At 63.4% G+C, this 20982-nt stretch carries 21 protein-coding genes; 13 read left to right on the top strand and 8 right to left on the bottom strand.

The features are described 5' to 3' along the window. Window positions 1-70 precede the first annotated feature (70 nt). From ntrC to dusB, 3 genes are read right to left on the bottom strand one after another with little or no spacing between them, the layout of a single operon-like run. The gene (gene ntrC, locus K426_RS12945) at window positions 71-1516 is read right to left on the bottom strand and encodes a nitrogen regulation protein NR(I) (protein ID WP_066561743.1); all 1446 of its coding nucleotides are present in this window, start codon (window positions 1514-1516) and stop codon (window positions 71-73) included. Further along, window positions 1516-2556, bottom strand: a complete 1041-nt coding sequence (locus tag K426_RS12950; protein WP_237230060.1) for a two-component system sensor histidine kinase NtrB — start codon at window positions 2554-2556, stop codon at window positions 1516-1518. Before K426_RS12950 ends, ntrC begins: the two co-directional genes overlap by 1 nt. A gap of 58 nt (window positions 2557-2614) precedes the next feature. Then, window positions 2615-3634, bottom strand: a complete 1020-nt coding sequence (dusB, locus tag K426_RS12955; protein ID WP_066557682.1) for a tRNA dihydrouridine synthase DusB — start codon at window positions 3632-3634, stop codon at window positions 2615-2617. A 106-nt stretch (window positions 3635-3740) separates the two neighbouring features. Here dusB and K426_RS12960 point away from each other — a divergent pair, with 106 nt between their 5' ends. Next, window positions 3741-4907, top strand: coding sequence for a bifunctional 2-C-methyl-D-erythritol 4-phosphate cytidylyltransferase/2-C-methyl-D-erythritol 2,4-cyclodiphosphate synthase (locus K426_RS12960; protein WP_066557685.1), 1167 nt, complete (start codon window positions 3741-3743; stop codon window positions 4905-4907). 5 nt (window positions 4908-4912) lie between these two features. After that, window positions 4913-5431: a CinA family protein gene (locus K426_RS12965; protein ID WP_066557688.1), complete on the top strand. Its 519-nt coding sequence runs from the start codon at window positions 4913-4915 to the stop codon at window positions 5429-5431. Here K426_RS12965 and K426_RS12970 read toward each other — a convergent pair. Then, the gene (locus K426_RS12970; protein WP_066557692.1) at window positions 5377-5853 is read right to left on the bottom strand and encodes a type II toxin-antitoxin system RatA family toxin; all 477 of its coding nucleotides are present in this window, start codon (window positions 5851-5853) and stop codon (window positions 5377-5379) included. The two genes, K426_RS12965 and K426_RS12970, sit on opposite strands and share 55 nt — an antisense overlap. Window positions 5854-5857: 4 nt before the next feature. Continuing rightward, complete coding sequence (gene lipA / locus K426_RS12975) at window positions 5858-6850, bottom strand: lipoyl synthase (RefSeq protein WP_066557695.1); 993 nt, start codon at window positions 6848-6850, stop codon at window positions 5858-5860. 20 nt (window positions 6851-6870) lie between these two features. Between lipA and K426_RS12980 the strand changes: the two genes are divergently transcribed. The 3 genes from K426_RS12980 to K426_RS12990 are packed head-to-tail and all read left to right on the top strand — an operon-like array spanning window position 6871 to window position 8536. Next, window positions 6871-7521, top strand: coding sequence for a carbonic anhydrase (locus K426_RS12980; protein WP_066557697.1), 651 nt, complete (start codon window positions 6871-6873; stop codon window positions 7519-7521). Next, window positions 7521-8255, top strand: a complete 735-nt coding sequence (locus tag K426_RS12985; RefSeq protein WP_066557699.1) for an NYN domain-containing protein — start codon at window positions 7521-7523, stop codon at window positions 8253-8255. Before K426_RS12980 ends, K426_RS12985 begins: the two co-directional genes overlap by 1 nt. Continuing rightward, window positions 8255-8536 (top strand): acylphosphatase, encoded by a 282-nt coding sequence (locus K426_RS12990; protein WP_066557702.1) that lies wholly within the window; start codon window positions 8255-8257, stop codon window positions 8534-8536. The genes K426_RS12985 and K426_RS12990 overlap by 1 nt, the downstream gene beginning before the upstream one ends. A gap of 52 nt (window positions 8537-8588) precedes the next feature. On the opposite strand, the gene K426_RS12995 is transcribed toward K426_RS12990, so the two are convergent. Continuing rightward, window positions 8589-9863, bottom strand: coding sequence for a hypothetical protein (locus K426_RS12995; protein WP_066557707.1), 1275 nt, complete (start codon window positions 9861-9863; stop codon window positions 8589-8591). Between the two features lie 101 nt (window positions 9864-9964). Then, the gene (locus K426_RS13000) at window positions 9965-11245 is read right to left on the bottom strand and encodes a hypothetical protein (RefSeq protein ID WP_066557709.1); all 1281 of its coding nucleotides are present in this window, start codon (window positions 11243-11245) and stop codon (window positions 9965-9967) included. 256 nt (window positions 11246-11501) lie between these two features. On the opposite strand from K426_RS13000, the gene gyrA reads away from it, so the two are divergent. From gyrA to K426_RS30345, 3 genes are read left to right on the top strand one after another with little or no spacing between them, the layout of a single operon-like run. Next, a complete protein-coding gene (gyrA, locus tag K426_RS13005) occupies window positions 11502-14195 on the top strand; it encodes a DNA gyrase subunit A (RefSeq protein ID WP_066557719.1) in 2694 nt (897 codons plus the stop codon). Beyond that, complete coding sequence (locus K426_RS13010) at window positions 14192-14539, top strand: DUF952 domain-containing protein (protein WP_066557721.1); 348 nt, start codon at window positions 14192-14194, stop codon at window positions 14537-14539. The genes gyrA and K426_RS13010 overlap by 4 nt, the downstream gene beginning before the upstream one ends. 40 nt (window positions 14540-14579) lie before the next feature. Next, on the top strand, window positions 14580-15188 hold the full coding sequence (locus K426_RS30345; protein WP_158511747.1) for an energy transducer TonB: 609 nt from the start codon (window positions 14580-14582) through the stop codon (window positions 15186-15188). Window positions 15189-15221: 33 nt separating this feature from the next. On the opposite strand, the gene K426_RS13015 is transcribed toward K426_RS30345, so the two are convergent. After that, complete coding sequence (locus K426_RS13015) at window positions 15222-16340, bottom strand: glycosyltransferase (RefSeq protein WP_066557723.1); 1119 nt, start codon at window positions 16338-16340, stop codon at window positions 15222-15224. Window positions 16341-16393: 53 nt separating this feature from the next. Here K426_RS13015 and K426_RS13020 point away from each other — a divergent pair, with 53 nt between their 5' ends. From K426_RS13020 to accD, 5 genes are all read left to right on the top strand, one after another. Then, window positions 16394-17242: a lysophospholipid acyltransferase family protein gene (locus tag K426_RS13020; protein WP_066561744.1), complete on the top strand. Its 849-nt coding sequence runs from the start codon at window positions 16394-16396 to the stop codon at window positions 17240-17242. A gap of 63 nt (window positions 17243-17305) precedes the next feature. Beyond that, window positions 17306-17947, top strand: a complete 642-nt coding sequence (locus K426_RS13025) for a phosphoribosylanthranilate isomerase (protein WP_066557727.1) — start codon at window positions 17306-17308, stop codon at window positions 17945-17947. 114 nt (window positions 17948-18061) lie between these two features. Beyond that, on the top strand, window positions 18062-19303 hold the full coding sequence (trpB, locus tag K426_RS13030) for a tryptophan synthase subunit beta (RefSeq protein ID WP_066557738.1): 1242 nt from the start codon (window positions 18062-18064) through the stop codon (window positions 19301-19303). Further along, window positions 19300-20130 carry a tryptophan synthase subunit alpha gene (gene trpA / locus K426_RS13035; RefSeq protein WP_066557740.1) on the top strand — a complete coding sequence of 277 codons (831 nt, stop codon included), beginning with the start codon at window positions 19300-19302 and terminating at the stop codon, window positions 20128-20130. The genes trpB and trpA overlap by 4 nt, the downstream gene beginning before the upstream one ends. Then, entirely contained in the window at window positions 20127-20978 is an 852-nt protein-coding gene (gene accD, locus K426_RS13040) for an acetyl-CoA carboxylase, carboxyltransferase subunit beta (RefSeq protein WP_066557742.1), read from the top strand. Before trpA ends, accD begins: the two co-directional genes overlap by 4 nt. The last annotated feature ends 4 nt before the right edge of the window (window positions 20979-20982 follow it).

The raw sequence follows: 20982 nt of genomic DNA on the forward strand, positions 1-20982 counted from the left end.
GATCAAACACAGTAATTGGCAGATGCATGGCTTCCGGTCGAAAAGAGTGGGCGGTTCGTCCTGCCGCCGCTCAATCGCCTATCCGAAGCTGCAAGGGGTCGAGGCCATAGTCGGTCAGCTTCTTGCGCAGCGTGTTCCGATTGATGCCCAGCAGCCCCGCGGCGCGGATCTGATTCCCGTCCACGCTCGCCAACGTCTCCTGGAACAATATCGGCTCGACCACCGCCAGCAGATCATCATGCAAATTGCGGTTGGGCTGGGTGAGGCCGATGCCCAATTGCCGCTTCGCCCATTCCCGCACCGCCTGGCCCAACAGGTCGGCGGGGGCCGCATAATCGGCGGGCACCGCGTCCAGCGGCAGGCTGTTGCGCAGCATGTCGGCGGTTATCACATTTTCGCGGCTCAGCACCGCCAGCCGCTGCATTAAATTTTGCAGTTCGCGGACATTGCCGGGCCAATGATAGGCCATCAGCAACTGGGCCGCATCCTCGGACAGCGATTTGCGCGGCAGCCCGTCCTGCGCCGCCCGGTCGAGAAAATGGCGGGCAAGCAGGATCACGTCCTCCCGCCTCTCGCGCAGCGCCGGCAGGGCGATGGGTACCACGTTCAGCCGGTAGTACAGATCCTGCCGAAAGCGGTTTTCCTCGATCAGCCTGGGCAGTTCCTTGTTGGTGGCCGCGATGATGCGGACATTGACCTTGACCGATTTCGAGCCGCCGACGGTCGTAACCTCGCCCGATTGCAGAACCCGGAGCAGCCGTGTCTGCGCCTCCATCGGCATATCGCCTATCTCGTCCAGGAACAAAGTGCCGCCCTGCGCCTGCTCGAACTTGCCGGCGGTCCGGGCATGGGCGCCGGTAAAGGCGCCCTTTTCGTAACCGAACAGCTCCGCCTCGATCAGCTCGCGCGGGATGGCGGCCATGTTGATCGGCACGAAGGGCTTGGTTCGCCGCTGACCCAGGCTGTGGATCGCCTCAGCCACCAGTTCCTTGCCGGTTCCGGATTCGCCCAGCACCAATATGCTGAGATCGTTGGACAACACGCGCGCGATCGTCCGATAGACTTCCTGCATTGCCGGAGAGCGTCCAACCAGCGGTAGGCCGTCATGCGGCAGGCCAGCGTCGGAAGCCTCCTCATCGCCGCCCTTCTCCGAGCCGAGCGCATCGGACACGGCCCGCGTCAGTTCATTGAGGTCGAAGGGCTTGGGCAGATATTCGAAGGCGCCCTTTTCCGTCGCGCGTATCGCCGTATTCAGCGTGTTCTGCGCCGACAGGATGATGATGTTGAGAGCCGGCCGGCGCTCCAATATCTCGGATATGCCGTCCAGACCGTCGCCATCCGGCAGCATGACGTCAGTGATCAGCACGTCCGGCGAGAAGCTGTCCAACAGCGCGCTGCGCTCCCGGATCGATGCCGCCGTCTTGACCCTGTACCCCTGCCGCCGCAGCGCTTCCCCAACAACCACGCAGATTGCCGGATCGTCATCCACCACCAAAATCGCGCCTGTCGCCGCCATCATCCCATTCCCATCGGCAGCAGGATGCGGAAGGTCGATTCCCCTGCCTCATGATCCCGCGAATATTGCACGAAGCCGCTCATGTCGCGCACCAGCTTATCCACCAGCGCAAGCCCCAACCCCGTTCCGTCCCGCCTTCCGGTGATGAAGGGATTGAACAGATGGTCCAATATATGTTCCGGCACGCCCGGCCCGTTGTCGACGACCAATATCTCGATCGGCAGGACCGCGCTCCCCTTCCCCTTGCCGACGACGACGGACACGCCATGACGGAACGCCGTCTCAACACGGATACGCGGCTTTTCCTTATGCTCCAGCGCTTCGGCGGCATTTTTGAGCAGGTTGATCATCACCTGCACCAGCGCATCGTCGTTGATATTAGCAAATGGCAGGGATGGATCATAACTTTTTGTAATACGGATATTTCTTGCAAAACCTGCGGCGGCAATATTCGCCGCCCGATCGATCAGCGGATAGATGTTCCCGCTCCGGCACTCTAGCGTCCGATCGGTGGTGAAATCCTGCATGCGGTCGATCAGCGCTGCGATCCGGTCCACTTCATTGCAGATGAGTTGCGTCAGCGCAGCATCGCGTCCTTCATTGCCCGACTCCAGCAATTGCGCCGCGCCCCTTATGCCCGACAGCGGGTTCTTGATCTCATGCGCCAGGATCGCGGCTGCGCCCATGGCTGAGCGGGCGCCTCCCGCCGTGCCCCGATGGCCGATCTTGCGCGCTTGGCTCTGCGTGTGAATCGACACCACGCGCCAGCCCTCATGATCGACGATGGGCGCGATCATCAGATCGACCTCCATCTCCGCCGTTCGCCCGGCATGGACGCGGATATCATAGGCCGCGATCGGCTTGTTGCTGTGCCAGATGTCGAAGCGCGCGCCCATTTCGGCCATGCGGATGGTCCGCGATATGTCGCTGCCGACGATGGCCGACCGCGCCATGTTGAGCAGCGTCTCCGCCCGAACATTGGCGTCGGCTATGCTGTTGTCCGGCCGCACCACCAGCGTCGCCACGGGGAGCGCCGTCATCAGTTCGGAAAGCGAAGGCCCATCCTGTTGCAGTCGAAGCGATGGGATGGTTGTCACCTTAGGCCGCCTTGCGCGTCTCGACCGACCCATCGTCCGTGATCAGCGGTTCGTAGAAACGCGCCAGCATGTCCAACACGACATCGCCGTCCGGCTCCTGATTCACCGCATTGCGGAACTCGGCCGAGCCGGGCAGTCCCTTGGTATACCAGCCGATATGCTTGCGAGCCATGTTGACACCGGTATGATTGTCATAATGCGCAAGCATGGCGCGATAATGCTCTGTAATAACGCGATATTGCTCTTCCAGCGAAGGATCGGCCAGTCGCTCCCCCGTGCGGAACCAGTGCATCACCTGCCCGATCAGCCAGGGCCGCCCATAGGCGCCGCGCCCGATCATCACGCCGTCCGCACCGCTTTGCTCCAGCGCCGTTTCCGCGTCGTCGATGGAGCAGATGTCGCCATTGACGATCACCGGCAATGACACCGCTTCCTTGACGCTCCGCACAAAGGCCCAATCCGCCGACCCCTTGTACATCTGACAGCGGGTCCGGCCATGAACGGTAATCAGCTTCGCGCCCAGATCCTGCGCGATGCGCGCCAGTTCGGGCGCGTTGAGGCTGGGATGGTCCCAGCCCATGCGCATCTTGACCGTGACGGGCACGTCGACGGCCTTGACTGTCGCCTCGATCAAAGACGCCGCCAGCGGCAGGTCGCGCATCAACGCGCTGCCCGCATCGCCGTTCACGACCTTCTTCACCGGACAGCCCATATTGATGTCGATGATCGCGGCGCCGCGATCGGCATTGAGCTTCGCCGCCTCCGCCATTTCCGTGGGCGAGCAACCGGCCAACTGCATCGAAACCGGCTCCTCCAGCGGATGCCAGGCGGCCTTTTGCAGCGACTGGCGCGTCTCGCGAATCATCGCCGCCGTCGCGATCATCTCCGTCACGTTCAGGCCCGAACCATAGCGCCGCACCAGCGTGCGGAACGGCATGTCCGTCACGCCCGTCATCGGCGCCAGCACGACCGGCATGTCAATCGTCACCGGACCAATGGAAATCGGGGAAAGCGTCTGCATTATATAATCACTGCCTAAAAAACAGGCAGCCCTTAGCCGAAATCGTCCCCAACGGCAAGCAAGGCAGCTCTGGCGATCCGCCGCGCGCTGCGATACAGGCCGCGCCATGACAAAAAAAACCGTCGCATTGCTGGTCGCAGCAGGACAGGGCAGCCGTGCGGGCGGCGACATTCCCAAGCAATTCCGGCTGATCGGCGGCAAGCCTGTCCTGACTCATGCCTTCGACGCCCTGGCAAGGCATCCTGCTGTCGACTCCATCATCCTGGTCGTCGGCGCGGGTCAGGAAGCCGATGCGCGGGCTGCACTCGGGGAGCGTCCGGTCGCAGCGATCATCCAGGGCGCCGACAGCCGTCGCGGATCGGTTCGTGCGGGACTGGAACATATTGCGTCCTCCGGCGGCGCGGCCCGCCTTCTTATCCATGACGCCGCCCGCCCTTTCCTCCCCCGCGCGGTGATCGACCGGCTCCTCGCCGCCCTGGCAGAGGCGCCCGGCGCGATCCCCACCCTGCCTGTCACCGACACGCTCGTCAGAAATGAAGCGGGTCGCGCCGGGGAAATCGTGGACCGCAACGGCCTGGCTCGCGTCCAGACCCCGCAAGCTTTCCATTTCGACGCGATATTGGCCGCCCATCGGACCTGGGACAGCGAGCGGGAAGCAACCGACGATGCTCAAATGGTGCGGGATGCAGGTCATGACGTCATTCTGGTGGCTGGCGATGAAAGGCTCGAAAAATTGACCTATGCCGATGATTTCCCCCGCGCCGAAGCCCGTTTGGCCGCCGCGCGCAGTATCCGCACCGGCATGGGCTATGATGTCCACCGGCTTGCCTCCGATCAGGAGCTTTGGCTCTGCGGCATCCGCATTCCCCATGATCGCGGCCTAGCAGGCCATAGCGATGCCGATGTGGCGATCCACGCGCTGGTCGACGCCCTGCTCGGCGCGCTGGCGGAGGGTGATATCGGCAGCCATTTTCCGCCCTCCGATCCGCAGTGGCGCGGCTTCGCCTCCTCCCGCTTCCTGGAATATGCGGCGGAGCGCGTCGCAAAACGGGACGGCATCATCGAACATGTCGACCTGACGCTGATCTGCGAAGCGCCCAAAATCGGTCCGCATCGGGAAGCAATGCGAGCTCGCATCGCGGAAATCCTGGGCTTGCCCCTCGACCGGGTCAGCGTGAAAGCAACGACCACGGAGCGACTGGGCTTTACCGGCCGTCGCGAAGGCATCGCCGCACAGGCTGTTGCCACCCTCTCCCTCCCCGCGCTATTCTGATCGCCATGCCCGATAGCATCCTTCCCGCTTCGCTGGTCGAATTGGCCGAGCGCGTCATCATCGCCAACCGCCGCGCCGGCCGCACCATCGCGGTGGCGGAAAGCTGCACCGGCGGTCTGGTCTCCGCCGCACTGACTGAAATTGCCGGCTCATCGGAAGTGTTTGAGGCCGGATTTATCACTTATTCCAATGATATGAAAAGCGAACTTCTCAAAGTTTCGCAGGATGTCATCGAAACCTTCGGCGCTGTTTCCATCGCCACCGCCTGGGCCATGGCGCAGGGCGCGCTCAACAAGAGCCACGCCAATGTCGCCGTCGCCATCACCGGCATCGCCGGTCCCGGCGGCGGATCGGAGCAAAAGCCCGTGGGGACGGTCGTCTTCGCCCGTGCGGAACGTGGCGCCAGCCCCGACAAGATCGTGGCCGACATGCATCATTTCGGGGATACGGGCCGTGGTGGCGTCCGCCTTCAGGCGGCGCTCTGCGCGCTCGAACTGCTGCTGCCCGACTCGCCCGCGCCGTAAAGTTCCGCCGCGCGGGTTTCGAAAGCGCCGATCATCTTGCGCAGCGCCTTGTCGAACACCTGACCTGCAATCATCTCGAACAGCTTGCTCTTGAATTCGAACTCCACCTCGAAGTCCACCAGCACCCCGCCCTTGCCGTCGTCGCGGAAGCTCCATTCATTGTGCAGATGCTTCAACGGCCCGTCGAGATAATCGACCCGCACATGGTCGGGCCGATGCTTGTGGACGCGGGAGGTGAAGCTCTCCTTGATCCCCTTGAAGCCCACGATCATGTCCGCGACCATGTCCGATTCATTGTCGGAGCGAACGCGGATCGCGCTGACCCAGGGCAGGAATTCAGGATAGGCCTCCACATTCGCCACCAGGTCGAACATTTGTTCGGGCGAATAGGGAAGCGGCCTTGTTTCGTTATGCTTGGGCATCGGCTTATTTGGCAGCCTTCGCCAGTTGCGCCTCACGGGCGGCGCGCATTTCGGCAAAATCCTTGCCCGCGTGATAGCTGGACCGAGTGAGCGGGCTCGACGCCACTTGAAGGAAGCCCTTGGCCCGGGCAATCGCGGCATAGGCATTGAACGCCGCCGGAGTAACGAACTCCATGACCTTAGCATGTTTCGGCGTGGGCTGGAGATATTGCCCCATGGTCAGGAAATCGATGTCCGCGGAGCGCATGTCATCCATCACCTGATGGACCTCCAGCCGCTCCTCGCCCAGGCCCAGCATGATGCCGGACTTGGTGAAGATCGACGGATCAAGCTTCTTCACCGTCTCCAGCAGCCGCAGCGACGCATAATAGCGCGCACCCGGACGGATGGTCGGGTAGAGCCGCGGCACCGTCTCCAGATTATGATTATAGACGTCCGGCCGCGCCGCTACGATCATTTCGACCGCCCGCTCATGCTTGTTGCGGAAGTCGGGCGTCAAAATCTCGATGGTCGTGTCCGGAGTCGTGCGGCGCAGCGCCTCGATCACCTTCACGAACTGCGTCGCACCGCCATCGGGCAGGTCGTCGCGGTCGACCGAGGTGATGACGATATGCTCCAGACCCATTTCAGCGCAGGCATCGGCCAGATTCTGCGGCTCATTGGGATCGACCTTGCGCGGCATGCCGGTCTTGACGTTGCAAAAGGCGCAGGCCCGCGTGCAGACATCGCCCAAAATCATCACGGTCGCGTGCTTCTTGGTCCAACATTCCCCGATATTCGGGCAAGCCGCTTCCTCGCACACCGTCGCCAGCCCCTTTTCCCGCATCAGCTTGCGAGTCTCATGATAGCCGGGGCTGGTCGGCGCCTTCACGCGAATCCAGTCGGGCTTGCGGACGCGTTCAGGACGATTGGTGGGCTGGCCGGGCGCGGGGATCGGGGCAATATCGTTCATGCGCCCCAGATAGCGATGGAAGCGCACTCTTGCCAGCCCCATCATTGTTCGGCACAGACCGGCGCATGACTGATTTCGCTGACATGCTCGCCGGCTATCGCCGCTTCCGAAACACCGGCTGGACGGAGCAGCGCGAGCGATGGGATGAACTGAGCGAAGGGCAAAGCCCTCGCGTCATGGTCATCGCCTGCTCCGACAGCCGAGTCGATCCGGCGCAGATCTTCGACACCAGCCCCGGCGAGATCTTCGTGGTCCGCAATGTAGCCGCGCTGGTGCCGCCCTTCGAAACCAATCCCGGCCGTCATGGCGTGTCCGCCGCGCTGGAATTCGCGGTCCAGGTGCTGAAGGTTGGCGAGATCGTCGTCATGGGTCATGGCAAATGCGGGGGTTGCAAGGCGGCCCTCAGCCACGCCCTGAAAGATGCGCCTCCGGGCGAAGGCGGCTTCATCCACAGCTGGATCGAACTGCTCGACGACGCGCGAGAGAAGGTCGTGGAACGCTTTGGCGACGATCGCAGCCGCGATGCCGAACGCGCCATGGAGCAGGAAGGGGTCAAGGTCAGCCTGGCCAATCTGCGCACCTTCCCCTGCGTCCGAACCAAGGAACGCGACGGCGAGATCAAGCTGGTCGGCGCCTTCTTCGCCATTGCCGACGGTCAGCTCCATCTGCTGGACGAGGCGAGCGGCGAATTCCACCCCGCGCCGCAGGAGGCCTGATGACCGCACCGATCCCCAGCGGCAATATTGCCCTGCTGATCGACGCCGACAATGTTTCCGCCGACCATTTCGATCCGGTGCTGACGGTTCTGGCGGAGCTGGGAACCGTCAACATCCGGCGCGCCTATGGCAATTGGAGCAAGCCCGCGCTCAAGGGCTGGGCGCGGCAGGCCGTGACCCAGGCGATCGAAACGCAGCAGCAGTTCGACCTCACCAGGGGCAAGAACGCCACCGACATGAAGATGACGATCGACGCCATGGACCTGATGGCGTCGGGGCGCGTCACCGGCTTTGGCCTGATGTCGAGCGACAGCGATTTCACGCCCCTCGTCACCCGCATCCGGCAGGAGGGGCTGCCCGTCTATGGCTTTGGAACGGACAAGACGCCGCAAGCCTTCCGTAGCGCTTGCACCCGCTTCATCGACGTCGGCGCGCTCACCAGCACGCGGGAATCCCCCGTCGAGCAGGAAGCTCCAAACGACAACCCTGATGCCGCTGACGGCACGGAGGTGGAACCCGATCTCGTCAACTTGCTGATCGACGCTTATAACGCCGTGAAACGCGACGATCAGGGCTTTGCCCGGCTCAGCGAAGTGGGCCAGCTTGCAGGCAACCGTTCCAGCTTCGACACGCGAAATTACGGATTCAAGCGGCTGTCCGACCTTGTCCGCTCGATCAAGAATTTCAAGGTGGAAAGCCGTGACGGCCAGACCTGGATCAAGCGGGTGCATTGATGGCTGTCATCGCCCGCCATCTGATCATCCTCGGTCGGGTACAGGGCGTGTTCTACCGCAACTGGACCATGGAAACGGCGAGCGGTCTTGGTCTTGCCGGTTGGGTCCGCAACCGCATGGACGGCAGCGTGGAAGCGTTGGTGGAAGGGCCGGTACAGGCGGTCGAGCAATTCATCCGCCTCGCCCATGAAGGGCCGCCCGCCGCCCATGTGGCCCGCATCGATGCGCAGGATGTCGATGTCGAGGGAGTCACATCCTTTCAGAAACGACCGACCTGTTGACTTTCTCCACCATGGCGGCGAGCGACAGGAATGGGTGAGAAGCGGACAGGCCTCACCCGGCCGACGGCACGACAACCGGCGTGAACGCCGTCTTCCGGCTCTGCTGATCGACCCAGACCGACCAGAATCCCGCGACATTCGCCCAATTGCCTGCCGTCACCTGCCCGAGAGCAACCTTCGCGCCCACCAGATCGCCCGAACGCGCCAGCGCCACACCAAGCCGCGCATTGGCCTTGCCCGCATCGACCCCGCCCTTGCTCAAGGCGAGGCGATATTGCTCCACTGCCTGGGGAAACTGGCCGAGCGAGAAATAGGTGTCGCCAACCCCCATCGCCGCCGACCCATCCTTGGCCGCCGCCGCCTTCTTCGCAGCAGCGGGCAGGCCCGCAATCTCCTTGGCCGCCTTGGGTGTCGCGCTCTTCAACAACTGCGCTGTCACCGCCTGCGTCGGCGTCAGCTTGCCTACAGAGCGCCCGGCTTCGATAATCGCCTTGGTTTCCGCGCTATACCCCGTCTTGTCGGCCAATTGCGCATAGGCTTGGTAGTCGCGCTCGCTCGCCATCGCTCCATTGGCCGCTTGCAGGCGATAGAGGTCGAGCTGCACTTGCGCGTCCATGCCCGGCGCCGTCAGATAATTGGCCAGCGCCGACCGCCATTCGCCCGCCGAATCATAATGGCTCAGCCGCTCGCGATAAAGCGCGCCCACTTCGGTCCAGTCGCCCGCCTGATAGGCCATGGAGATCGCCCGGTCATACCAGGCCGCCGGGATTGCCTGTCCCGCCGCCCGCTGCCGCGCCAGCGCCTCCTGCACGAAGGCGCGCGCATCCTTCGCTTTGTTGCGCCGCACGGCGATATCCGCCCGCAACATGGTCGCGTCGATCGGATCGTAACCCAGCGTCTTGGCGTAATCGAGCTGCGCCGTCGCATCGTCATAATTGCCGACGATGAAAGACAGATAGCCAGCGATATAGCGCAGGCGCGGCATGTCCGTCTTCGGCACCGAGGATGTCTTGAACATGTCGTTCAGCGCCACCCGCTGCGCCTGCCGGTCGACCTTCAGCACCGCCAGCTCGAATCGCAGCCCGGCGGCCACATAGGCCTCGAAATCGCTGACCGGCATCAGGCTGGAAATCTGCGCCTGCGCGGTAGAGGCATCGCCCGCCTTGATCGCGCTGTCCGCCGCCTGGGTCGTTGCGCGGAAACCGTCCGACATCACGATCACCGGACCGGCCGCAACCGGCTTCTTCGCAACGGCTGGCACTGCGACCAGCAAAGCCGCCCCCGCCAGCAGCCCACAGGTCAGAATCGAATGTCGCATCATGGCCATGTCAGCCGCCCCTTTGTCGCCTGGCCTGGCCAGATCACATCATGTCCGAAGATGGAAAAGGCGCGCCACCCGCAATGGGCAACGCGCCTCGATCAGGAAAATCAGGCCTTAGTGGCCAGATAGGCCAGCCACAGGTCGGCAATCTGCTTGCGCGAACCACCCTGCACCGACTGGAAAGCAGCCTTGGCCGACACATTGTCACCGCTCAGCGCCTTGGCGATGCCCATGCGGGTGCTGATCTCATCCGCGTCGACGCCGCCCTTCTGCTTGGCGAGTTCGAACATCGCCGCTGCCTTGGCATAGTCGCCATAGCCCAGATAAGCGTCAGCGGTCGCCGCCGCAATCTTGCCGTTGGCCGCCTTCTTCGCGTCCGCTTCGGCCGAACCCAGCGAGCTCTTGTCGCCGGCAATCTTCGCCACGGCGGGCTGATACAGGTCGCCGCCCTGGCTGGCGTTCAGCACACCCTTGCTGCGGCCCGCATCGATAGCCGACTTCACTTCACCGTAAATGCCGGTCTTCGACGCCATTTCGGCATATTCCAGATAATCCTGCGCCAGGACCAGACCGCCCGAAGTCGCCATCAGGCGCAGCACGTCCAGATTCTCGCGGTTGGAGATGTTCGGATTGGCCTGCTGGAACAGGCGAACCAGCGTGCGGAGGTTTTCGCCGTTGGGATTGGCCTGATAGGCCTGTTTCGCCCATTCGGTGACTTCCGGCAGCTTGGCGGTCGCGGCGCGGCTGACGCCGATCTGATACCATTGCGCCGGCACCTGGCCGCCCGCGGCCTTGGTCGCGTCGGCGGCCGCCTTGAGCGCCGCCAGACCCTGCTGATTAAGGCTACGCTGCGGTTCGACGGACGGATTGGCCGTGCCCGCCTTGCCGAAATAGGCCTGGGCCAGCGTCACATTCACCGCTTCGGCCTTGTAGCCGGCGGCGGCGGCGGCCTTGGCGCGCGTGATCGCCAGATCGTAATTCTTCGCCTGCAGCGCCTGGTCGGCGGCCACCGCGTTGAATTGGCCAGCCTGTTCCGGCGGGGTCAGCCCGCTGTCCAGCATCTGGGTCAGCGCCTCGCTCTGCATCGCCGCATCCTTGCTGGCGATGGAGGTGTTCAGCTTGATGGCGCCGATCTGATATTTGTCGTCATTCGACTTCGCCTTGCTGTCGGCATCGGCCAGCGCCGCCTTGGCGCCTGCAAAGTCGTTCTTCTGCGCCGCGGCCTGGGCGGCCTGCAACGCCTTGACCACGTCAGGCGAGACATTGAGCTTGGGCGCGCCACCCTTTTTCTCTTCCTTCTTGGCCGCAAATGCGGGAGCCGAAACGGCGCCGCCAGCCAGCGCAAGAGTCAGCGCGAGCGCCACGGGGGTAACAAAACGCATGTTCATCTTCTCCTCTGCGCCCGAGTGACAGGCGGCCTTCCTATGACGCCGATTAGGGGTCGGCGCGTGAATAACGTTTGAACGACCTATATGCACCAGTTAACCGCCTGTCAGCCCCCAGGAAACATTCTGGCGCGCCGTTCATGCGGCTCATGGTTTCATACAGCTTGTTCCTCGCGCGCGTGTGCGCGAGGCGTGACATTATTGTTTCGCTCCGCTAGTGCAGCGACACGAACCATATCAATCCAAAAAGAGAATCGCATTGACCGACGAGACTGCCCTCGCCGACCCTTCGGACATCAGCCCCATCTCCATCGTGGAGGAGATGAAGGCGAGCTATCTCGACTATGCCATGTCGGTCATCGTCGCCCGCGCCCTGCCGGACGTGCGCGACGGTTTGAAGCCGGTGCACCGCCGCATTCTCTTTTCGGCCAACGAGTCCGGCTTTCACCATAACAAGCCCTATCGCAAGTCGGCGCGCATCGTCGGTGACGTGATCGGTAAATATCACCCCCACGGCGACAGTTCGATCTATGACGCCCTGGCGCGCATGACGCAGGATTGGGCAATGCGCGTGCCGCTGATCGATGGCCAGGGCAATTTCGGTTCGATGGACCCCGATCCGCCGGCCGCCATGCGTTACACCGAAGCGCGCCTGGCCAAGGTGACGACCGCCCTGCTCGAAGATCTCGACAAGGACACGGTCGACTTCCAGCCCAACTATGACGCTTCGGAAAGCGAACCGCAGGTTCTGCCGGCACGCTTCCCGAACCTTCTGGTCAACGGCGCGGGTGGCATCGCGGTTGGCATGGCGACCAACATCCCGCCGCATAATCTGGGCGAAGTGATCCGCGCTTGCCTCGCCTATATCGACAATAGCGGCATCACCATCGACGAACTCATCCAGATCGTCCCCGGCCCCGATTTCCCGACCGCCCCGCTGATCCTTGGCCAGTCGGGCGCCCGCAGCGCCTATCATACCGGGCGCGGTTCGATCATGATGCGCTCGCGCTACAAGATCGAGGAAGGGCGCGGCGACCGCCAGTCGATCGTGCTGACCGCCATCCCCTATCAAGTCGGCAAGAACGGCCTCGTTGAAAAGATCGCTGAAGCCGCCAAGGACAAGCGGATCGAGGGCATCAGCGACATTCGCGACGAATCGAACCGCGAAGGCGTCCGCATCGTCATGGACCTGAAGCGCGATGCCACGCCGGAAGTCGTGCTCAACCAGCTCTGGCGCAACACGCCCGCCCAGTCGAGCTTCCCGGCCAATATGCTCGCCATTCGCGGCGGCCGCCCGGAACTGCTCAATATCCGCGACATCATCGAGGCGTTCGTCCGCTTCCGCGAAGAGGTCATCACCCGCCGGACGAAATATGAACTCAACAAGGCCCGCGACCGCGCGCATATCTTGCTGGGCCTCGTCATCGCGGTCACCAATCTCGATGAAGTCGTCCGCATCATCCGTGGATCGGCAAGTCCCGCCGAAGCGAGGGAAACCCTGCTCGCCCGCGACTGGCCGGTGGCGGAGATCGCCCCCTATCTGAAGCTGGTCGAAGCCATCGAGGCCGAAGTCAGCGGCGACACCTACCGCCTGTCGGATACGCAGGTCCGCGCCATTCTCGACCTGCGCCTGCATCGCCTGACCGCGCTGGGCCGCGACGAGATCGGCAATGAACTGGCCGAACTCGCCGCTGCCATCGCGGAATATCTCGCCATCCTCGGTGACCGGGTGAAACTCTATGCGGTCATGCGCGAGGAGTTCGAGGCGATCGAGCGCGACTTCGCGACCCCGCGCCTTTCGGAAATCACCGCCGCCGCCGATGGCATCGACGATGAAGACCTGATCGAGCGCGAGGAGATGGTCGTCACCGTCACCGTGCAGGGCTATATCAAGCGCACGCCCTTGGAGAGCTTCCGCGCCCAGGCGCGCGGCGGCAAGGGCCGCTCCGGCATGACGACCAAGGATGAGGACGCGATCACCGAACTGTTCGTGACCTCCACGCATACGCCGGTCCTTTTCTTCTCCACCGCTGGCAAGGTCTATCGCCTCAAGGTCTGGCGCCTGCCGGAAGGCGGCCCGGCGACGCGTGGCCGCCCGATGGTGAACCTGCTGCCGCTCGGCCCCGGCGAGACGATCCAGACCGTCCTGCCGCTGCCCGAAGATGAGGAAAGCTGGAAGGATCTGCACGTCATGTTCGCCACCGCGAACGGCACGGTCCGCCGCAACAGCATGGACGCCTTCGCCAACATTCCGTCGAACGGCAAGATTGCCATGCGCTTCGATGATGACAGCACCGACCGGCTGATCGGCGTGGCGCTCCTCTCCGAAGAGGATGACGTCCTGCTCGCCACCCGTCAGGGCAAGGCAATCCGCTTCCAGGCGACCGACGTGCGCGAGTTCCAGAGCCGCACCTCGACCGGCGTGCGCGGCATGACGCTCAAGAAGGACGATGAGGTAATCTCGCTTTCCATCCTCACCCGCTCCGGCGCCAATCAGGAGGAGCGCGACGATTATCTCCGCTTCGCCCCATGGAAGGCGGAGAAGGAAGGCTCGCCGCAGATGAGCGCTGAGCGCTTTGCCGAATTGCAGGCGAAGGAGCAGTTCATCCTCACCGTCTGCGCCAATGGCTATGGCAAGCTGTCCTCGGCTTACGACTATCGCCGCACCGGACGCGGCGGTCAGGGGATCACGAACATCGACAATATCGGCCGCAACGGTCCGGTCGTCGCGAGCTTCCCGGCGCGGCATGGCGACCATCTGATGCTCGTCACCGATCAGGCCAAGCTGATCCGCATGGGCCTTGAAAGCCTGCGCGTCATCGGCCGCAGCTCGGCGGGCGTGCGCCTCTTCAACGTATCCGACGACGAACATGTCGTCAGCGCCGCGAAGATCGAGGAAAGCGACGAAGCCGAAGAGGCGGTGGAAACCGGTTCGGAGACGGGCGAGGCGTGACCGACCTCTTCGCCTACAAGATTCTGACCAAAGATCAGTATGACCAGCTAAAGACCGACGGCGTGTTCAAGGGCGCGCCCGTCGATCTTGCGGATGGCTATATCCACATGTCCACCCGCGAACAGGCCGCCGAAACCGCCGCCAGGCATTTCGCGGGCCAGGACCATCTGGTGATGGTGATGGTCGATCTCGCTCCTTTCGGTGACGCGATCAAATGGGAAAAGTCACGCGGCGGCGCACTCTTTCCGCACATTTATGGCGATCTCCCGCTGAGCGCGGTCGCAGGCAAGGTGGTGCTGCGGTTGGACGAGCAGGGCAAGCACCTCTTTCCGGCGGGGTTCTAACAGTCTTGGCTCATTTCGAATTTCACTAACGGGGGCACGTGTGATCCGAAAGACGATTGCAGTAGCTTTGGCTTGGAACTGTGCCGTGTTTCACATTCAAGCAGTAGCTCAACCCGCCTCGCCAGAAGCCGCGCCAATCGGCAATCCGAGCGATTGGATCGCCGAACCAGATTATCCTTTGCTTGCGAGCCTTAATGGGAAGACTGGCATTACCGCCTTCAAACTTACTGTCGATCCCAAGGGCATACCAACTAGCTGTGACATCGCCGCATCAAGCGGCGATGATGAGTTGGACAAAAAAGCTTGTGCGCTCCTACTTCAAAGGGCACGTTTTCAGCCTCCGATAGGTAAAAATGGGAAACCGATAGCATCGACCTTCGCCAGCAGGGTGCGGTGGACGCTACCCGGTAACCCAACGAATCCAACCGACAATACTCGGTCAATGACTTGGGAGGCTGAACTCAATCCGCAGGGTGTGGTAGACCGATGCCAGCTCATTCAAAAGGATGATTTTGTGTTTCGGGATGCCCCTAACCCCTGCTCGAACATGCTTGGAAAGACTATTACAAGACCGGGTGTGCCGCTCCCGCGCTTAAGGGCGCGGTTCACGCACACAGTCGTCTTTGACGTCGTTGACGAAAAACCATAATCATTAGCGGCATGAGGTAGTAAGTGCGAAGCGCTACCCTACTCTCTCCATCCGCACGACCTTCCCACCCTTCACCCAATAATCAAACCCGCCCCACCTGATCCGGCTCGAACAAGCCGCCGCCAACTGCATCACCCAATGCGCCCAGCACACCGCAAAGGGCGCCAGCACATCCCACCAAAGCGACCGCCGCGCCGCCTGCGCCTGCCCCAGCTCCACCACGCCCGCGATGATACGCCGCCGCACCAGCGCCCTCCCCATAGCCGCCACATAGCCCACGGCCACAGCACTCCAGCCACCCCAACCCAGCGCCCAGACCCAGCCCAAAGCCTGCCCCCCCACCACAGCGCAAGCAATCAGCCACATCCCCGCACTGTTGGTCACAATATGCCGATACTGCCGCACCCCGAAGCCAAGCGCCCCGCGCCCCTCCAGCGGACTCGCCACCAGCAAGTCCCGCACCGGCCGCAACCGCAGCTTTGCGCGCCAGCCCGCCAACCCGATCGCCATATCGTCGGACAAGCGCCCCGCCAGAGCGGCATCCAGATCCAGCCGCTCCGCCACCTCCCGCGTCAGTGCCATGGCGCCACCCCAGGGCATGGTCGCGCTCGCGGCACGCGGCAGGGTCGCCAACTGCATCTCCACTGCCCCCACCAGCGCGGCTAAAACGCCCACCTCCGGCAACAACAGCCGATAGCCGGTCACGATATCCGCCTTCCCCCGCACCAAGGGAAAGAGCAACCGCCCCACCAACCGCGCCGGAGGCAAAATATCCGCGTCCACGAAAACCAGATAGCGGTCCCCCTCGCGCAAGGCCCGCAAAGCCGCCCGCAGCTTGTGCACCTTCTGCCCCTCATCCACAGCGACACCCGCGCGAACGATCTGCACCCAATCCCCTTCGCGCGCCGCCAACGCCTTCGCCGCCGCGCAACCGCCCGAAGTCGCAATCACCAGCCGGAATCGCGCCGTCTGGGCCTTCAACCGCGCAATCAGTTCCGCCCCACCGTCCCAATCATCCCGAACCGACAGCAGCACGACGACGCCCTCGGGCGCTTCCTCCTGCCGATCCACCGGCAAATGCCGCCAATAATTGAGCACCCCGGCCAGGCTCAGCCCCTGCAACAATAGCCACAGCGCAAAAGCGAAACTCATCGCAAATCCAAACCCTTTACCGCCCCGACCGCTGCTGTATGACGGCAGGCGCGATGCTCTCCAACCCCTTTCTCTTCACCGTCCTCCGCCTCCTCCCTGCGTCCCTCGCCTCCTGGTTGGGCGGCTGGCTGTCGGCCCATGTCGCCCGCAAGTCGATGAAATTGCGCGACCAGCGCGCCCGCGCCAATTTGGCGATACTCCGCCCCGGCCTCGACAAAACCGCAAGCGAAGTCCTGCTCACCCGCCGCTGGTTTAACCTTGGCCGCACGATGGCCGAACTCACCAACATCGACCGGCTGATCGAGAATAACCACATCGCGGTGGAAGACGCCGAAGGCTATCAATCGGTCCTCGACGGCCCCGGCCCGCTGATCGCGCTGGCGGTCCATCTGGGCAATTGGGATCTGCTCGCCGCCCATATCAAGGCGTCGACCGACCGTCCCGGCCTCGGCGTCTACGACCCGCCGGAAAATCCCGAACAGGCCGCGCAACTCAAGCGCGCCCGCTCCAGCTATATGGGCGAGGCGATCACCGGAGAAGGCGCCGCCCGCGCTATCCTGAAACATCTCACGACCAAGGATCGCGCCACCCTCTACATATTGCTGGATGAACGCCGCGACCGCCAGGTCTGGTTTCCCCGCTTCGGCCGCGACCTGCCGCCATCGGGCAACCTGTCCGTGGCCCTGCGCCTCGCGCGCAAAGTCGGCGCGAAATTCCTGCCCTTCTACATGATCCGCACCCAAGGCCCGAATTTCCGCGTCCACTGGCATCGACCGCTCGATCCGGCCCCCCTCACCGACGATCAGATCATGGATCAGGTCGACGCTTTCCTCGGCCAGGCCTGCATCGACCATGCCGACCAATGGCTCGCCCTCCACGATATGGATTTGACGGAACCATAAAGCCGCCCATGCAGGAGCACACTGCATATGGTTCTTATGCGCCACACCCGCTAAAGCCCGCCCATGTCCCGACTCGCCATCAAGATCTGCGGCCTTTCGACGCCTGAAACGGTGGGCGCTTCCATAAGGGGAGGAGCCACCCATCTCGGCTTCAACTTCTTCCCCAAAAGCCCCCGCTATGTCGAAGTGGATCAAATGCGGGCACTCGCCGCACTGGTTCCTCCCCAGATCGATCGCGTCGCCATCCTGGTGGACCCCACCGACGAAATCCTGACGGATCTCGCCGCCACCGGTGCCCTGACCGCCCTGCAACTCCATGGCAAGGAAAGCCCTGAACGCGCCGCCGCCATCCGCCGGCGCTTCGACCTCCCCGTCTGGAAAGCCATTTCCGTCAAAACCCGCGCCGATATAGACGCCGCCATGGCCTATAGCGGCGCCGCCGACTTCCTCCTGTTCGACGCCAAAACCCCGGATGGCGCGGCGCTGCCCGGCGGCATGGGCCTGCGTTTCGACTGGACGCTGCTGCGCGGCGTGTCCCTTTCCGTTCCCTGGGGTCTGTCGGGCGGCCTTGGCATCGACAATGTGGCCGAAGCCATCCGCATCACGGACGCCCCGCTGGTCGATGTTTCCTCCGGCGTCGAAAGCGCGCCGGGCATCAAGAGTGTGGACAAGATCATGGCCTTCTGCAATGCGGCGTCCTCATGAGGCAGACGCTATTCATAAACGGAATTGGCCACGCAGGGCGCATCGCAGCCCGATGGCGTTGATCGCTTCCCTTGTTCGCGAAGTGACCCAATATTGCCTGACGAGATACAAGCGATGACCGACACCATCACCCTGCCCAACAGCCTGCGTTCGCAGCCCGACGCCTCCGGCCATTTCGGCGCCTTCGGTGGCCGCTATGTCGCTGAGACGCTGATGCCGCTCATATTGGAGCTGGAAAAGGTCTATAGGGAAGCGAAGCAGGATCCGGCCTTCGACGCCGAGTTCAGCGAATTGCTGCGCTCCTATGTCGGCCGCCCCAATCCGCTTTATTATGCAGGACGCCTGACAGAAGCGCTGCGCGCGGATGCCGAACCCGGCAAGGGCGCGAAAATCTACCTCAAGCGCGAGGAACTGAACCACACCGGCGCGCATAAGATCAACAATTGCATCGGCCAGGCGCTGCTCGCCCGCCGCATGGGCAAGAAGAAGGTCATTGCCGAAACCGGCGCCGGCCAGCATGGCGTCGCCACCGCGACCGTCGCCGCCCTGTTTGGCATGGAATGCAAGATCTTCATGGGCGCCAAGGATGTCGAACGGCAAAAGCCCAACGTCTTCCGCATGAAGCTGCTGGGCGCTGAGGTCATTCCCGTCGTTTCCGGCTCCCAGACGCTCAAGGATGCTATGAACGATGCCCTGCGCCACTGGGTGTCGAACGTCCACGACACTTTCTACATCATCGGCACGGCGGCAGGACCACACCCCTATCCCGAACTGGTCCGCGATTTCCAATCCGTGATCGGCCGGGAGGCGCGCGAGCAGATATTGGAACTCGAAGGCCGCCTGCCCGACATGCTGATCGCCCCGGTCGGCGGCGGCTCCAACGCCATCGGCCTGTTCCATCCGTTTCTTGACGATGCGGATGTGAAAATGATCGGCGTCGAAGCGGCGGGCGAAGGTCTGCAAGGCAAGCATGCCGCCTCCCTCGCGGGCGGCAAGTCGGGCATATTGCACGGCAACCGCACCTATCTGCTCCAGGACGAGGACGGCCAGATCACCGAAGCGCACAGCATTTCGGCAGGTCTCGACTATCCCGGCATCGGCCCCGAACATAGCTGGCTGCACGAAATCGGCCGCGTCCAATATATGCCGATCACCGATGATGAGGCGCTGGCCAGCTTCCAGAAGCTCTCCGCGCTCGAAGGCATCATCCCCGCGCTCGAATCCGCCCATGCGGTCGCGTCGGCGGAAAAAGTCGCGCCCACGCTGGACGCGGACCAGATCATCATCGTCAATCTCTCCGGCCGTGGTGACAAGGACATCTTCACCGCCGCCAGCGCCCTGGGTGTCGAAATATGACTGCTGACCGCCTTTCCGCCCGCTTCGCCGCCTGCAAGAGCGCAGGCCGCGCCGCCCTCGTCACCTTCGTGACGGCGGGCGACCCGACCGTGGCCGACACGCCCGCCATCCTGGACGCACTGGTCGAAGGCGGCGCCGACATCATCGAACTGGGCATGCCCTTCACCGATCCGATGGCCGACGGCCCGGCAATCGAACTGGCTAACCTGCGCAGCCTCGGCTCGGGCACCAAGACGAAGGATATCTTCGCCCTCGCCACCGCCTTCCGCGCCAAGCACCCGGAAACGCCGCTGGTCCTGATGGGCTATGCCAATCCGATGCTGGTGCGCGGTTCGCAATGGTTCGCCGACCAGTGCAAGGCCGCTGGCGTTGACGGCGTTATCTGCGTCGACGTGCCGCCGGAGGAAGATGCCGAAATCGGCCCTGCCCTGCGGTCGGCGGGCATTCACCTCATCCGCCTCGCCACCCCCACGACCGACGCAGCCCGCCTGCCCGCCGTGCTGAACGGCGCCAGCGGCTTCCTCTACCATGTCGCCGTCGCGGGCATCACCGGCAAACAGCAGGCCGCCCAAGCCGCCGTCGAACAAGCCGTCGCCAAGCTCAAGGCCGCCACCGACCTGCCCATCGCGGTGGGCTTCGGCGTGCGTTCTGCTGAGCAAGCAGCAGCTATCGGCCGCGTCGCTGACGGCGTGGTCGTGGGGTCCGCCATCATCGACATCATCGGCTCGCACGGCGATGCCGCCGCGCCCTTCGTCAAGGATTTCGTCGCGGCTCTGCGCGGCGCGCTCAACGCCAACAGCCCTCATTTCCGGGAGACCGCCGCATGAGCTGGATCAACCGCGTCCGCAAAGCCATTCCCTTCATGGCGAAGAAGGAAAGCACGGCCGAAACGCTGTGGCACAAATGCCCGTCCTGCGCCGAGATGATCTTCATCAAGGAATGGGAAGATAATCTCTCCGTCTGCCCGCGCTGCGACCATCATGGCCGTATCGGTCCGTCGGAGCGTTTCGAGCATGTCCTCGACGCCGGTTTCATCCTGCTGCCGACCCCGCATGTGCAGGAAGACCCGCTCAAATTCCGCGATTCCAAGCGCTATCCTGAACGCATCAAGGCCGCCCGCACCGCGACCGGCGATCAGGACGCGCTCATCAACGCGCGCGGCGCGATCGACGACGTGCCGCTGGTCATGGGCGTGCAGAATTTCGCCTATATGGGCGGCTCCATGGGCATGGGCGTCGGCGCCGCCTTCATCCAGGGCATCAACGAAGCCATTGCCCATAAATGCCCCTATGTGATCTTCACCGCAGCGGGCGGCGCGCGCATGCAGGAGGGTATCCTCTCCCTCATGCAGATGCCCCGCTCCACCGTGGCGATCCAGAAGCTGCACGCGGCGGGCCTGCCCTATATCGTGGTCCTCACTGACCCTACGACCGGCGGCGTCACCGCCAGCTATGCGATGCTGGGCGACGTCCAGATCGCGGAGCCCAATGCACTCATCGGTTTTGCAGGCCAGCGCGTCATCGAAAGCACGATCCGCGAAAAGCTGCCCGACGGCTTCCAGCGCGCCGAATATCTGCTGGAGCACGGCATGCTCGACATGGTCGTCCACCGCAGCGAACTGCGCGACACGCTCGCCCGCGTGATCGGCTATCTGGCGCCGCGCGCGGCCGCCTGAACCC

Source organism: Sphingobium sp. TKS (assembly GCF_001563265.1).
Lineage (GTDB): Bacteria > Pseudomonadota > Alphaproteobacteria > Sphingomonadales > Sphingomonadaceae > Sphingobium.